The sequence below is a fragment of the Pseudomonas sp. W15Feb9B genome (assembly GCF_000828175.1).
Classification (GTDB): Bacteria; Pseudomonadota; Gammaproteobacteria; order Pseudomonadales; family Pseudomonadaceae; genus Aquipseudomonas; species Aquipseudomonas parakoreensis.
The window spans coordinates 40,137-54,999 of sequence record NZ_JTKF01000052.1; the positions used below are offsets into that span (position 1 = coordinate 40,137).

The window sequence follows — 14,863 nt, forward strand, 5'->3', positions numbered from 1 at the left end:
GAGAACGGGCCTGCGCAAGCAGGCCCGTTTTTGTTTGTGTTGCTGAGCAGTGTGGCGAGGGAGCTTGCTCCCGCTGGGCTGCGAAGCGGCCCCAAAACCTGCAAAGGCGTTCAACAGCCAGACTGCATTAGCAGGATTTACGGCTGCTTCGCAGCCGAGCGGGAGCAAGCTCCTTCGCCACAGTTTTTTTAGAAAGCTACAGACGTTTGTACATACACCGTGCGCGGCTCACCGACGTACTTGCCCTTGTTGTTGTCGTCAAACGAGCGGGTGAAGTACTCCGTGTTAAAGATGTTCTTCACCCCCACTGCCACGTTCAGATCCGCCAGTTGCGGGCCGAAGTCGTAACCGGCGCGGCTGCTGAACAGCATGTAGCCGGGGATTTTGCCGGTGCTGCCGTCAGCACTTTCCTTGGAGGTGTTGGCGTTGTCGGCGAACTGGTCGCTCTGGAAGCTGCTGTCAAAGTTGAGCTTCCACGGCCCTTCGGTGTAACCGACGCCAATCGTGCCTTTGTGTTTCGAGGAGAACGGCACGCGGTTGCCCTTGTTCGGCCCGTCTTCGCGGATGGTCGCGTCGACATAGGCATAAGTGGCGTATACATCGAAACCGGCCAGTGCCGGGCTCAAGTCATCCAGTGCGTAATTGACGCTGGTCTCGATGCCCTGATGACGGGTCTCGCCACGGGCGATCACTGAATCATTGGTCTGGTTGCTTTCGTATTGGTTGTCGAAGTTGATCAGAAATGCACCGATCTCCGCGCGCAATGCACCGTTGTCGTAACGGGTACCGAGTTCCCAGGTGCGAGCCTTCTCCGGTTTCACTTCGCCGCTGCTCACGCGGTTAGGCATCTGGCTGTACTGCACGCTGCCGAACGAGCCTTCGGTGTTGGCGTACAGATTCCAGCTGTCGGTCAGGTGATACAGCACGTTCAGTGCCGGCAGCGCGGTGTTGTAGTCGCCTTGATATTTGACGTTGGTCAGGTTGTTGGTCTGCTGCGACTCGATCATCTCGTAGCGTACGCCCGGGGTGATGGTCCATTTGCCGATGTCGATGCGATCGTCGACGAAGAACGCATTGGCTTCAGTGCCACCTCGGGTGTCGCGGTCGTTGCGGCTGTTGGTGGTCGGGTATTGGTTGCTGCTGATCGGCGTGCGATAGCGCAACTCGTGGCCGGCCTCGTTGATGTAGCGGTAGCCGACGCCGACTTCATGGCTGGTCGGGCCGAGATCAAAACCTTGGGCGAAGCGCGTTTCGAAACCGCGTACCCAATACTCGCGTGGCGACAGCGAAAGGAAGCTGCCCTGATCCAGATAGCCGCTGCGCAAAGTCTTGGTGAAGAACGTGTTGGCGGTGAATTCGCGGCGATCTTCCTGATAGCGATAGCCGAAGTTGAACATTGTGCGGCGACCCCAGAACTGGTCTTTCGGACGCGTCGACTGGTACGGATCGGCATCGTAATCGGCGACGCTCAGGCCGCCGGGCATGTCGGCCTTGCCTTCGTAATACTGGGCCATGGCGTTGAAGCTGTTGGCCTCATCGAGCTGGTATTTGCCCTTGAGAATCAGGTCGTCGATCTCGCTGTCGCTGTGTTCACGCCAGTCGCCACCGCGAGTGCCGGAGTACAGCAGCGCGCCGCCCAGACCATTTTCGTTGGTGCCGCCGGCCAACAGGTTGGCGCTGGTCTTGAAGCCGTCATGGCTCGACGACGGACTGGTTTCTGTCTGGAACCCACCCTTGACCGTCGGCTCATCGGGGATGGCACGGGTGACGAAGTTGACCACACCGCCGACGTTTTGCGGGCCGTAACGTACCGCGCCGCCGCCACGCACCACATCCACCGCGTCCATGTTGCCCATGCTGATCGGCGCAAACGACAACTGTGGCTGGCCATAAGGGGCGAACGGCACGGGAATGCCGTCCATCAGCACTGTCGAACGTGCAGCCAGGCGCGGGTTAAGACCGCGAATGCCAAAGTTCAGCGCCATGTCGTGGCTGCCGGTGCCGTTGTTTTCCGGCGCGTTGACGCCGGGGATACGGTTGAGCACATCGCGCGCCTGGGTCGCGCCTTGGCGTTCGAAGTCTTCACGGCGGATCACGTCGCGGGCGCCCGGATGCTCGAACACGTTGACCTGTGCCGCGTCACCGAGCCAGTCACCGACGACTTTCGAGGCGTCCAGCTCCAGCGCGGTGTCGCCGACCGGTTGCAGGCTGAACGCGTTGTTACCTTCGGCGCGGGCTTGCAGGCCGGTGCCTTCAAGCAGCGCATCGAGACCTTGCTCGGCGGTGTAGCTGCCCTCCAGGCCACGGCTTTGCACACCGCTGGTGACTTGCGAGCCGAAGGAAATCAGCACGCCGGCCTCACGACCAAACTGGTTGAGGGCGTTTTCCAGCGACGCCGGGGCGATGTGGTAAACCTTGGTTTCGGCGGCCATGGCTGGCAGAGCGCTGAAGCTCAGGCTGGCGCCCAGTACGAGATTGCGCAGGCTGCGGGCCAGTGGCGTGAGGCGGGTGGGGTGCATGAAGGTTGATCCTGAGAAGGTTGAATCAAGGGGGCTTTCCTTCTCTGTCACGCCAGATCTGAAAAACGGCTCATGGTTTACGAATATTTTTTGAATGACTGATTTTTGTGGCGAGGGAGCTTGCTCCCGTTGGGGCGCGAAGCGGCCCCTGTATTGAGGCCTTGCTGCGCAGGCCAGCGGGAGCAAGCTCCCTCGCCACAGTTTTGTTTTAAACCCGCGCTTCGACGCTCACCCAATAGCGGGTAAACCGCCGCACGTTCACCGGCAGACTGACTTGCAGCAGATCCAGAATCCGCTCGCTGTCGTCCAGTGGATAAGTCCCGGAGATCAGCAGATCGGCCACTTTTGCATCGCAATGCAACTGGCCGCGCCGGTAGCGTGCGAGCTCTTCAAGGAAGTCGCCCAGGCGCATGTGCGCGGCGATCAGCATGCCGTCGGCCCAGGCGCCACTGTTGGCATCCAGTGGCCTGGCTTCGCTGATCGAGGTGGCGCTGAAGCTCAGCTGACGGGCGATGGGTAGCCACATCGGCTCGCGCCCGGGGCGGGTCAATTCGACCTGGCCTTCGAACAGCGCCACCTGCGTGCGATCGGCGAACTGCCGCACGTTGAGGCGTGCCGCCCGGGTGTGCAGAGTGCCTTGTGCCGTACGCACTTCGAACGCTTGCGTGGTGCTCAGGAGGATCTCGCCCTCCAGCAGACGAATCAGTCGTTGCGTGCTGTCCACGTCCGCTGCACTGGCGGTATTGAGCTGCAACTGGCTGCCCGTGCCCAGCGCCACCTTGCGACGCTGACCCAACGGGCTGCGGTAATCGGCGAGCAGCGTCGGCAGCGGATTGTGCTCGCGCATGCCCCAGGTGACGGCGGAACCGGCACCGAGAAGCAGCAGCAATTTGAGCGCCTGACGACGGCTGGAAGACTTCGGCCCGGCCAACGCGGCATGGGCCAATGGCGAAGCCACGCCGCGCAATCGTTGGTTGACCCGCTGCATGTGCTCCCACGCGCGACGGTGTTCGCTGTGAGCGTCGAGCCATTGCTGCCAGGCTTGTTGCTGGCGCGGGGAGAGCGACCCTTGCTGCATTTCCATCAGCCAGTGCACGGCCTGTTCGGCCACTTGCGCAGAGAAATCCGGAGCGCGGTTCATAGGGCGAAATAGCAGCGCAGGGCGGCTTTTTGCAAATGACGCTTGACCGTAGCTACGGAGATGCCCAGCTCGGCGGCGATTTGCGGATAAGTCAGTTCATCGACCTGCGCCAGCAAAAAGGCGCGTTTGACCAAGCGCGGCAAGCCATCGAGCAACTGGTCCAGCTCGATCAGGGTTTGCAGGATGATCGCTTTGTCTTCTTCCGATGGCGCAACCATTTCCGGCATCTGCGCCAGGGTGTCGAGATAGGCGCGTTCCAGGTCCTGGCGACGGTAATGATTGAACAGCACGCGTTTGGCGAGGGTAGTGAGAAAGGCGCGCGGTTCGATGATCGCTGCAGGTTCGCGGGCGCTGAGCACGCGAATGAAGGTGTCCTGGGCCAGATCCGCGGCGCTGTCCGGGCAGCCGAGTCTGCGCCGCAACCAGCCGGTGAGCCAGCTGTGGTGGTCGTGGTAGAGCGATTCGACGGGATGGGCGGACGACAAGGGTATTACTCCGGGCGCATGATCGATGCGTTAGAGAACAAGAACTGTTCGCATTGTAGGGGTGTGCAGCGCTGCCCGGCAATCAGATGCTTTTGCGTATGAGAATATTTATCATTAATATTGCTTGCCTGTTGGTTCGGCTTTATCGGCTGGACGTTTTTTCGTTTCAGGGTCGAAACATGAAAGGCAAACTCGCCTCACTTCCCATGTCCTATCGTCTGGCCATCACCTCGCGGGTGCTGGCGGCGGTGTTCGGCGGCTATCTGGTTGCGGCGCTGGCCAGTGTCGCCCTGACGCTGTGGCTACCGTTAAGTCGTGCCGAAGCGGTGGTGACCGGCATGACCATTTCCTTTCTGGTTTATCTGGTCGCGGTGCTCTGGTGTTTCGCCTGTCGCACGGCGTGGTCGGCGTGGGTCGGTCTGCTGGTGCCCAGCGTGATTCTGGCGACAGTGTCCGGCGCCGCGCGGGGCTTGGGCTACGCATGAAGGAGGGCTTTCGTCAGTCGATGGCCTGGCTGCACACCTGGACGGGGCTGGTGTTTGGCTGGCTGCTGTTTGCGATTTTCCTGACCGGAACGCTGGCCTATTTCAAGGCTGAAATCAGCCACTGGATGCAGCCGGAAATTCCCGTGCACGCCATCGATTCAGCGAACAGCTTGAGCCTGGCGCAAGGCTATCTGCAGCAGCACGCGCCGGCTGCTTCGCGTTGGTTGATTGATTTGCCGAATGCCCGTGATCCTGCGTTGACTGTGCGTTGGCAAGACACACCGGCCGAAGCCGGCAAGCGTGGAAGCTTCACGCAAAAAACACTCGATGCGCAGACCGGTGCAGAAATACACGCCCGGGACAGCCGGGGCGGCGAGTTCTTCTACCGCTTCCATTTCCAGCTGCAAATGCCTTATCCGTGGGGCCGCTGGCTGGCGACGACGGCCGCGATGGTAATGTTCATTGCGCTGATCACCGGCATCATCACCCACAAGAAAATCTTCAAGGACTTCTTCACCTTTCGCCCGCGCAAAGGCCAGCGTTCATGGCTCGACGGGCATAACGCGGTCGGCGTGCTGGTACTGCCGTTTCATCTGATGATCACTTACAGCAGCCTGGTGATTTTCATGGCGATGGTCATGCCGGCCAGCATTCTGGCGTCCTACGGCACTGATCGCGAGGCGTTTTACCAAGAGTTGTTTCCCGAAACGCCAACCCCGCAACGTGCCGCTCAAGCGAGTTTGCTGCCACCGCTGGCACCCTTTTTGGTACGGGCAAGCGAGCAGTGGGCGGGGGGGCATACGGCGCGGGTCAACGTCATCAACCCCGGCGACGCCAATGCCACGGTGCAGCTGTCGCGCGCGAGTTCCGACCGGATCGCCTATGAGTACGCCAGCAACCTGACCTTCAACGGCGTCACCGGGCAGATGCTCGGCGCCACGCCCGACAAGCCGCTGCCGATGACGATCGCCAGTGGTTTCTACGGTTTGCACATCGGTCATTTCGCCGGTCCGATCCTGCGTTGGCTGTACTTCATCTGCGGTCTGGCGAGTACCGCGATGATCGGCACCGGGCTGGTGATCTGGCTCGGCAAGCGCCAGCTCAAACATGCCAAAAGCGGCGTGATGCCGTTCGAATTGCGCGTGGTGGAGGTGCTGAACATCGCCAGCATGGCCGGGCTGACAGCGGCGGTGGCGGTGTTCTTTTTGGCCAATCGCCTGTTGCCGGCGGACCTGGCCGGGCGCGCCGATCAAGAAGTGAATGGGTTTTTTATCGCCTGGGCCTTGAGCGTGGTGCATGCGCTGCTGCGCAAGGGGCGAACGGCCTGGGTCGAACAGCTGGGGCTGGCTGGCGTGCTGTTTATCGCGGTGCCACTGATCAATCTGGCCACGCCATGGAGTCTCGGCGTAACGCTGGCGCAAGGCGACTGGACGCTGGCGGGTTTCGATCTGACGTGCCTGGGCGCAGGCCTGTTCCTCGGTTGGGCCGCCTGGAAAATGCAGCGTGCCGGCAGCGCCGTCAGCGTGAAAAAAACTCCCCGCGAAAAGCCGCGGCCGATCACGCTTGAGCAGGAGGTGAGCTGATGTTGCTGGCGTTGTTGCTGTGCTATGCCGGGTTCAGCGCGTTGTGTCTGTCGGTGCCACGGCACCACGATGAGCTGCTCGGCAACAAACCCTCGGCCCGACGTGCACGGGTTCTGAAACTCGCCGGGTGGCTGTTGCTCGGGCTGTCGCTTTGGGCAGCTGTCGGGGCGAACGGCTGGAGTTTCGGTCTGGTCGACTGGTTTGCGGTCCTCATGCTCAGCGCCTTGGCGTTGGTGTTGTTGCTGCCGTATCGCCCACGTCTGGCACTCGCACTGGCCGGGTTGAGCCTGCTGGCCAGTCCGGTCGCTGCTTGGGCGCGGTGCTGAGATGCTGATCGGTCATCCTCCGGAATCCCGCGACGACGAGCCGCACGGCGCGCGTGCGCATTTTCTCCAGGTGTTCCTATCGCAGCGCTCGCAAATGGAAGCGCTGGTCAACCGACGCGTTGGTTGCCGGGCCACGGCGGCGGATCTGGTGCAGGATCTGTTCCTGCGGTTCTGGCGCAGGCCGCTGGTGCAGGTCGAAGAACTCAGCACCTACCTGTTGCGTTGCGCCGGCAACATCGCCATCGATCATTTGCGCAGCGAAGGCACACGGGTGCGGATCAACGAGGGCTGGCAACCGGATGCGCCGGACAGCCACGGCAGCGAACCGCAGGCCGCGCTCGAAGCGGGCAATGATCTGCGCCATGTCGAGGCAGCGTTGCGCGCCTTGCCCGAGCGCACCCGGCAGATTTTTTTGCTCAATCGCATTCACGGTCGCAAGTACGCAGACATCGCCAAGGCGATGGGCCTGTCTCAAAGTGCCGTGGAAAAACATATGATGCGCGCCCTCGAGGCCTGCAAGGCCAGCCTGCGCGAACCCGCGCCACGCCTGCCAGGGAAAGCACCGTGAAAGCCACCGACCGCGTCATCCCCACGCCCGCTCAGGAACAGGCCGCACTCGCTTGGCTGAGTCTGCTGCACGACCGCCCGAGCACCGGCGATCAACTGACCTTCAGCCAGTGGCTGCGCGCCGACCCGGCCCACGCCGAGGCCTACGCCCAGGCGCAAGTCGTGTGGGAGTTGAGCGAAAGTCCGGCGCGCACCCTGGCCGATGAGGACGCGTTTGCGTTGCAGGGCTACCTCAATGCAATGGAGCGTCCACGTCGCTCGCCGCTGTTGCGCTGGTCAGGCGCGCTGGCAATGGCCGCGTGTCTGTTGCTGATGCTCAGCCTCGGCACGGGCTGGCAGCCGCAGCGCTGGATCGATGATCTGGGTGCCGATTACGTTTCGGCACCGGGGGAAATCCGCACGGTGACCCTGGCCGATAATTCGCAAGTCACGCTGGACGCTGACAGCGCTATTGCCGTGGATTTCAGTCGAGGTGAGCGGCATGTGCAGTTGCGGCGTGGCGCGGGTTTTTTCAATGTGACGCACACCGGTGATCCCTTTGTGGTCGAGGCCGAGAAAGGCCACGCGCGGGTCCTCGGTACGCAGTTCGAAGTGCGTCTGCAACCGCAGGGCGCGCAGGTCACGGTGTTGTCCGGGCGCGTTGGCGTGACGGCGGATCGCAATGCGCAACAGCAGATTCTGACGGCTGGCCAGCAAGTGGCTTACGGACAAGGCCGCGCAGAAAAACTGCACGCCGTGGACAGCGAAGCACAACTGGGCTGGCGGCAGGGCTGGCTGACGTACTACAAGGCGTCGCTGGCCGATGTGGTGCAGGATTTGCGGCGCTATTACCCAGGGCGGATTGTTGTGCTCAACGATGAGTTGGCTGCGCGCAAGGTCAGCGGCAGTTTTCCAAGCAAGGATCCGCTGGCTGTATTGAGTTCGCTGCAAGGGGTGATGGGGTTTGAGCAGCGTCAGGTGTTGGGGCATCTGATTCTTTTGCGCTGAGGGGGGCGGCCCTTTCGCGAGCAGGCTCGCTCCCACCTTTGGAATGCATTCCCTGTGGGAACGAGCCTGCTCGCGAAGGCGTCGGCACCGAAAACGCACGTCCCGAAAAATATTTTCAAATTTGTGGTGAGGTAAACCACAGCCCCATCCGTGTAGTGACTGAAACTGCGAGTCATTCGCATCCGTTGCGGTTCTACACAGGTCATTGAGCAATGAAGTCCAGGGCAAAATCGGGTTCGGTCAAACAGTGGTTGGGCGTTTCGGCATTGAGTTTTTCCGCATTGGCGCTGTTGCCGCTGAGTGTGGCGCTGGCCGCTGAAACCGTCAGCAGCCCGACACAGAAACAGTTCAGTTTCTCCCTGAGCGCCAAACCACTGCCCCAGGCTCTGAGCGACTTCAGCCGCGTCACCGGGCAGAGCGTGGTCTACACCGATGAGGCGCCGTACGGCATCAACGCCCCGGCCGTCAGCGGCCAGATGAGCGCCGAACAAGCGCTGCAACGCCTGCTCAGTGGTTCGGGCATGACCTTCCGCCGCACCGACAGCCACACCCTGGCGCTGGAACCGCAGCCCACCGCTGGTGCGCTTAACCTCGGCGCCACCACCATCACCTCGACCCGCGACGAGTCGATGAGCTACCAGCCGCCGCAGACCAGTTCGGTGATGCGCTCCTCGGCTTCGCTGCAGGAGATTCCGCAGACCGTCAACGTAATTCCGGCCCAGGTCATTCGCGATCAGACACCGCGCAATCTCGACGATGCGTTGGCCAACGTCAGCGGCATCACCCAGGGCAACACCTTGGGCAGCACTCAGGACTCGGTGATGACCCGCGGCTTCGGCGACAACCGCAATGGCTCGATCATGCGCGACGGCATGCCGATCGTGCAGGGCCGTGGCATGAACGCGACGGTCGATCGGGTCGAAGTGCTCAAGGGCCCGGCCTCGTTGCTCTACGGCATTCAGGACCCGGGCGGGGTGGTCAACCTGGTCAGCAAGAAACCCGAACTGACCCAGTACAACGCCCTGACCCTGCGCGGTTCGAGCTACGGCGACGGCAAGAACGGCAGCGGTGGCACCTTCGACAGCACCGGGGCACTGGGTGAATCCGGGCTGGCCTACCGGCTGGTGCTGGACCATGAAGACGAGGATTACTGGCGCAACTACGGCACCCATCGCGAGACGCTGATCGCGCCTTCGCTGGCCTGGTTTGGCGAGCGCACCCAGCTGTCGTTCGGCTACGAGCATCGCGAGTTCCTCACGCCGTTCGACCGGGGTACGGTGATCGATCCGCGCACCAACCACCCGCTGGACATCTCGCGAAACGAGCGTCTGGACGAGCCGTTCAACGACATGGAAGGCCGCTCGGACCTCTACCATTTCGAGGCCGACCACGAACTCAACGACGACTGGAAAGCCCACTTCGGTTACAGCTGGAACCGCGAAACCTACGACGCCAGCCAGGTCCGCGTGACCGCCATCGACACCAAAAAAGGCACGCTGACCCGCAGCATGGATGGCACGCGAGGCGCGATCAGCACCGACCGCTTCACCACCGCCAGCCTTGAGGGCAAGGTCAACCTGCTGGGCATGCAACATGATCTGGTGTTCGGCGTCGACGACGAGTACCGCAAGATTTACCGCGCCGACCTGATCCGCCAGAAAAGCCTGAGCACCTTCAGCTACGTCAATCCGGTGTATGGCCGTGAAGTCGAAGGCACCACGGTCAGCCCGGCGGACAGCGCGCAGACCGATCTGCTGCGCAGCGATTCGGTGTTTCTGCAGGACTCCATTCACCTCAATGACCAATGGATTCTAGTCGCCGGTGGACGCTTTCAGGAGTACGACCAGTACGCCGGCAAGGGGGTGCCGTTCAAGGCCAACACCGACAGCAACGGGCAGAAGTTCGTGCCGCGCGCCGGTCTGGTGTATCGTTACACCGACGAGTTGTCGTTCTACGGCAGCTACACCGAATCGTTCAAACCCAACTCGACCATCGCCCCGCTCAGCGGCAGCAGCACCGTGCTCGACGGCAGTATTGCGCCGGAAGAAGCCAAGTCGTGGGAGCTGGGGGCGCGGCTGGATATACCAGGACGAATCACCGGCAACATCGCACTGTTCGACATCAAGAAACGCAACGTGCTGGTCTCCAATTCTGAAGGCCCGACCACCATTTACAGCGCGGCTGGCGAAGTGCGTTCCCGAGGTCTGGAACTGGACCTGACCGGGCAGTTGACCGATCGCTGGAGCCTGATCGGCGCCTATGCCTACACCGATGCCGAGGTCACCGAAGACCCGGACTACAAAGGCAATCGCCTGCAGAACGTGGCGAAAAACAGCGGCTCATTGTCAGCGGTGTATGACTTCGGCAGCGTGATCGGTGGCGATCAGCTGCGGGTCGGTGCCGGGGCGCGGTATGTTGGTGAGCGCGCGGGCAACGCGGTGAATGATTTCGACCTGCCGAGCTACACCGTGGCCGATGCGTTCGCCACTTACGACACCCGACTCGAAGGGCAGAAGGTCAAGTTCCAGCTCAACGTGAAGAACCTGTTCGACCGCACCTACTACACCTCGGCGGCGAGCCGGTTCTTTGTATCGATGGGCGATTCGCGGCAGATTTCGCTCTCCAGCACGCTGGAGTTCTGATCCAGGACCGCGTCATCGTTCATCGCTGGCAAGCCAGCTCCCACAGGTTCTCGGTCGGGCACAAATGTCTTGAACGGGCGGAGACATTGTGGGAGCTGGCTTGCCAGCGATAAGGCCCTGACAGATAGCGGAAACATTCGCCTCTAACGCAAAAACGCCTGCCGATAATCCCCAGGCGTCCCACCCAACACTTGGCGAAAACGGTTGGTGAAATGACTGGCGCTGGCAAACCCGCATGCCAGCGCAATCTCTCCCAGCGGCAACGCGGTGCAGCGTAACAACTCCCGCGCCCGGCTCATGCGTCGCGCCAGCACGTACTGATGCGGCGGCAAGCCGAAGCTCACGCGAAACATCCGCGCAAAGTGGTATTCCGACAACGCACACAGACCGGCGAGTTGCCCTAGGCTGATCGGTTCGGCCAATTGACTGTCGATGAACTCCACCAACTGCCGGCGCTGGTGGGGCGCCAGTCCGCCCTTGAGGCGCAAACCCTGGCGCGCGCCGACCTGGCTGAGCAGGGTGTGGCTGATCAATTCGTGAGCGAGGCTGCTGGTCAGCAAACGTTCGGCCGGCTCGTCCCAGTTCAGCGTGAGCAATTGCCGAAAGCGCTGTGCCTGTAGCGGATCTTCGAGAAAAGTCTGCTCGCGCAACTGCATTTCTCGCGGCTCGCGATCGAGCAAGGTGACGCAGCCCAACGCAAATTGCTCAGCACTGAAATACAGGTGAGCGAGGCGAATGTCACCGTTGATCACCCAGCCGGATTGGTGATCGGCGGGCAGGATGCACAACTTGTCCGGCCCGCCCTTGTGCCCCGGCTGCCCGCGCCGAAAGGTGCCGGTGCCACCGGCGATGTAGCAGGACAGCGTGTGGTGGCTCGGCGCTTCGTATTCCTGGGCATCATGATGGTTGGTCCACAAAGCCGCAGACAAGCCGTCACCGAGCTCGGCGCTGTGCACAAGGCGTGCGTTCGGCGAGCGGTTGAGGGCTTGAAAGACTTGCAGGGTATCAATAGCGGCCATGTGCGGTTCTCTCCAACGCCTTGCATCCTACTCCGTAGCCTTCGCGCTGCCAGCCTGTCGGGCGACAAAAGCGCAAGAATCTGCAAGCGCCCCGATCGTTGCTGCCGCATCCTGAATCTCCATACAACACAACCCTGTGGCGAGGGAGCTTGCTCCCGCCGGGCTGCACAGCGGCCCCATCAGTGAGTGCTATGCACTCAAGCGCGAGAAAGCTCGCTCGCCACAGAGTGTCCGGTGTCCTCAGGAGTCTCGTCATGAACCTTTCGCTGTATCTGCTGACTGTGCTGATCTGGGGCACCACCTGGATTGCCCTGAAATGGCAATTGGGGGTGGTGGCGATTCCGGTGTCGATCGTCTATCGCTTCGGCCTCGCCGCGCTGGTGCTGTTCGTGCTGTTGCTGCTCAGTCGGCGTCTGCAACCGATGAGTCGCCGCGGTCATTTGATCTGCGTGGCGCAGGGCTTGTGTCTGTTCTGCGTCAACTTCATGTGCTTTCTGACGGCCAGCCAGTGGATTCCCAGCGGTCTGGTGGCGGTGGTGTTTTCCACCGCCACCTTGTGGAACGCGCTCAATGCGCGGGTGTTCTTCGGCCAGCGCATTGCGCGCAATGTGCTGATGGGGGGCGCGCTCGGTTTGTTCGGTCTGGGGATGTTGTTCTGGCCGGAACTGTCCGGCCATCAAGCCAGTCCGCAGACCTTGCTCGGTCTGGCGTTGGCCCTGTGCGGCACGCTGTGTTTCTCGGCGGGCAACATGCTGTCGAGTCTGCAGCAGAAGGCCGGTCTGAAACCGTTGACCACCAATGCCTGGGGCATGGCCTACGGGGCGGCGATGTTGTCGGTGTGGTGCCTGGTCAAAGGTATTGCGTTCGACATGGACTGGTCGCCACGCTACGTCGGCGCGCTGTTGTATCTGGTGATCCCGGGTTCAGTGATTGGCTTCACTGCCTACCTGACGCTGGTCGGGCGCATGGGCCCGGAGCGCGCGGCCTATTGCACGGTGCTGTTCCCGGTGGTGGCGCTGAACGTTTCGGCGTTTGCCGAAGGCTACCAGTGGACTGCTCCGGCGCTGGTCGGCCTGGTGTTGGTCATGCTTGGCAACGTCTTGGTGTTTCGCAAACCCCGTGCCGTGGCATTGCCCCGTCAGAGCAAGTTGGCTTGAGCCTGTCACTGTGCGGGCGCTGATGTTCAGCGCTCGACTTTTATCACGATGTAAATCAGCAGCGGCAAGATAAAGTCGACAATATGTCGGGCCCAATCCTTGGCGTTCCAGATGTTTGAAGTGTCCATGTCGAACCATTCGACACCGACAACTTGAAAACATACGTAGTAGATGAAAACAGCGATTAAAAGACCAATGATCGAAAACTTCTTGGCTTCATGGAATTCCTCGCTGGAGCTGTTGATGTTCTTGAGTAATTGATAGACACCCAACATGCAAAATGCGCTGAAAGTGACTTCCAGGGTAATGATCAGCCAATAGATACGGTGGTGCAGCATTGGCGAGGTGATGGCGCGGTAGCGCAGGTTGGCGTTGTGTTCGGTCGTGTCCATGCTCAGGACGTGCGCGACATATTCGTAGTTTGAACCGTAGTCGGTGAAATTGCTGAACATCATCAGCAAGCCAAAAAAACTGAAGTAACTCATCAGTATGACTTTGCTGTAGCGGATAATTTTATCCATGGTCAGAGCGTTCAAGTGTGTTCTCCATAACATTTGTCGAGGGTTCGATATGTCGGGAGAGTTTATAGCGGGGTCTATTGTTTTGGTGTCGGGTTGAATTGCAAAGTATGTGTGCGTGCATAAGGTGTCGGGCAAGTGTCTTTTGGCACTTGCCCGATTTTGTTTAACCGCGCCAGACCTGCGGGTTTACCAGATCCTGTGGACGCTCGCCCATCAAGGCGCTGCGCAGGTTGGCCAGCGCGCGATTGGCCATGGCTTCGCGGGTTTCTCCGGTGGCCGAGCCGATGTGCGGCAATGTCACAGCATTTTTCAACTGGAACAGCGGGGACTCGGCCAGCGGTTCTTTTTCGTAGACGTCCAGACCGGCGCCACGGATGCGATTGTTCTGCAGCGCTTCGATCAGCGCCGGCTCGTCGACCACCGGGCCACGGGAGATGTTGACCAGGATCGCGCCCGGCTTCATCAGGCCCAGTTCGCGATGGCTGATCAGGTGGCGGGTCTTGTCGCTGAGCGGCACCACCAGGCAGACGAAATCGGCTTCGGCGAGCAACTGGTCGAGGCTGCGAAAGTGTGCGCCGAGTTGTTGTTCCAGTTCGGGCTTGCGGCTGTTGCCGCTGTAGATAATCGGCATGTTGAAGCCGAAGTGGCCACGGCGGGCGACGGCGGCGCCGATGTTGCCCATGCCGACGATGCCCAGGGTCTTGCCGTGGACGTCGCAGCCGAACAATGGTGCGCCGACGCTGGCTTGCCACTGCCCGGCCTTGGTCCAGGCATCGAGTTCGGCGACGCGGCGGGCGCTGCTCATGATCAGGGCGAAGGCGAGGTCGGCGGTGCTTTCGGTGAGCACGTCCGGGGTATTGGTGAGCATGATTCCGCGTTGGTTGAAGTAATCGAGGTCGTAGTTGTCGTAGCCGACGGAGACGCTGGAGACCACTTCGAGTTTTGTGGCGGTTTCGAGTTGGGCTTTGCCGAGTTTGCGGCCGACGCCGATCAGGCCGTGGGCGTGGGGCAGGGCTTCGTTGAATTGGGCGTTGATGTCACCGTTCTTCGGGTTGGGGACGATGACGTCGAACTCTTGCTGGAGGCGTTCGATCATGGGCGGGGTGATGCGGCTGAAGGCCAGGACTGTTTTTTTCATTGGGCTTGGGCTCGGCTGTCTTTATTACCAAGCACGCTAACATTTCTTTGTGGGGTTTGGCTTGTCTTGGCGGCCTCTGGGCCGACCATGCTCCTGGGGTTTTGGGTGTTTATCCGTTGGTTCGGGTGTTGCGGCTGGCGGTTTCGCCCTTACGGCGAGTCACTTTTGCAGACGCCCAAAAGTAACCAAAACGCTGGGCCCCGGCGTACGGCCCTCGCTTAGGCTCGGGTTCCTTCGTTGCGGGGTTCATCCGGGGGCATCGCCTCCGGTTTGCTTCGCTGCACCTCCTCTCG

General features: G+C 61.2%; 13 protein-coding genes. 7 read left to right on the forward strand and 6 right to left on the reverse strand.

Annotated elements, in window-relative coordinates; all coding sequences use genetic code 11:
- Positions 1–188: 188 nt before the first annotated feature.
- The 3 genes from fecA to OC71_RS23730 all read right to left on the reverse strand — a co-directional run bounded on the left by fecA (position 189) and on the right by OC71_RS23730 (position 4,145).
- Positions 189–2,519: a TonB-dependent Fe(3+) dicitrate receptor FecA gene (fecA, locus tag OC71_RS23720; RefSeq protein WP_041073977.1), complete on the reverse strand. Its 2,331-nt coding sequence runs from the start codon at positions 2,517–2,519 to the stop codon at positions 189–191.
- Positions 2,520–2,727: 208 nt separating this feature from the next.
- Entirely contained in the window at positions 2,728–3,660 is a 933-nt protein-coding gene (locus OC71_RS23725) for a FecR domain-containing protein (protein WP_041073978.1), read from the reverse strand.
- Positions 3,657–4,145, reverse strand: a complete 489-nt coding sequence (locus OC71_RS23730) for a sigma-70 family RNA polymerase sigma factor (RefSeq protein WP_041073979.1) — start codon at positions 4,143–4,145, stop codon at positions 3,657–3,659. Before OC71_RS23730 ends, OC71_RS23725 begins: the two co-directional genes overlap by 4 nt.
- A 179-nt stretch (positions 4,146–4,324) precedes the next feature.
- On the opposite strand from OC71_RS23730, the gene OC71_RS23735 reads away from it, so the two are divergent.
- The 6 genes from OC71_RS23735 (at position 4,325) to OC71_RS23760 (ending at position 10,735) form a co-directional block, all read left to right on the forward strand.
- A complete protein-coding gene (locus OC71_RS23735; RefSeq protein ID WP_041073980.1) occupies positions 4,325–4,630 on the forward strand; it encodes a DUF3649 domain-containing protein in 306 nt (101 codons plus the stop codon).
- Positions 4,627–6,213, forward strand: coding sequence for a PepSY domain-containing protein (locus OC71_RS23740; RefSeq protein ID WP_041073981.1), 1,587 nt, complete (start codon positions 4,627–4,629; stop codon positions 6,211–6,213). The genes OC71_RS23735 and OC71_RS23740 overlap by 4 nt, the downstream gene beginning before the upstream one ends.
- Positions 6,213–6,539, forward strand: coding sequence for a DUF3325 domain-containing protein (locus OC71_RS23745; protein ID WP_041073982.1), 327 nt, complete (start codon positions 6,213–6,215; stop codon positions 6,537–6,539). Before OC71_RS23740 ends, OC71_RS23745 begins: the two co-directional genes overlap by 1 nt.
- Before the next feature lies 1 nt (position 6,540).
- Entirely contained in the window at positions 6,541–7,107 is a 567-nt protein-coding gene (locus tag OC71_RS23750) for an RNA polymerase sigma factor (RefSeq protein ID WP_041073983.1), read from the forward strand.
- Positions 7,104–8,093 carry a FecR family protein gene (locus OC71_RS23755; RefSeq protein WP_041073984.1) on the forward strand — a complete coding sequence of 330 codons (990 nt, stop codon included), beginning with the start codon at positions 7,104–7,106 and terminating at the stop codon, positions 8,091–8,093. Before OC71_RS23750 ends, OC71_RS23755 begins: the two co-directional genes overlap by 4 nt.
- A gap of 212 nt (positions 8,094–8,305) precedes the next feature.
- Entirely contained in the window at positions 8,306–10,735 is a 2,430-nt protein-coding gene (locus OC71_RS23760; RefSeq protein WP_041073985.1) for a TonB-dependent receptor, read from the forward strand.
- 143 nt (positions 10,736–10,878) lie between these two features.
- Here OC71_RS23760 and OC71_RS23765 read toward each other — a convergent pair whose 3' ends face one another.
- On the reverse strand, positions 10,879–11,754 hold the full coding sequence (locus tag OC71_RS23765) for an AraC family transcriptional regulator (RefSeq protein WP_041073986.1): 876 nt from the start codon (positions 11,752–11,754) through the stop codon (positions 10,879–10,881).
- 254 nt (positions 11,755–12,008) lie between these two features.
- Between OC71_RS23765 and OC71_RS23770 the strand changes: the two genes are divergently transcribed.
- Positions 12,009–12,911: a DMT family transporter gene (locus OC71_RS23770; protein WP_041073987.1), complete on the forward strand. Its 903-nt coding sequence runs from the start codon at positions 12,009–12,011 to the stop codon at positions 12,909–12,911.
- 26 nt (positions 12,912–12,937) lie between these two features.
- Here the strand turns inward: OC71_RS23770 and OC71_RS23775 are convergent, their stop codons facing one another.
- Positions 12,938–13,447, reverse strand: coding sequence for a DUF2165 family protein (locus tag OC71_RS23775; protein WP_041073988.1), 510 nt, complete (start codon positions 13,445–13,447; stop codon positions 12,938–12,940).
- A 148-nt stretch (positions 13,448–13,595) separates the two neighbouring features.
- Positions 13,596–14,570, reverse strand: a complete 975-nt coding sequence (locus OC71_RS23780; RefSeq protein WP_041073989.1) for a D-glycerate dehydrogenase — start codon at positions 14,568–14,570, stop codon at positions 13,596–13,598.
- Positions 14,571–14,863 lie beyond the last annotated feature (293 nt).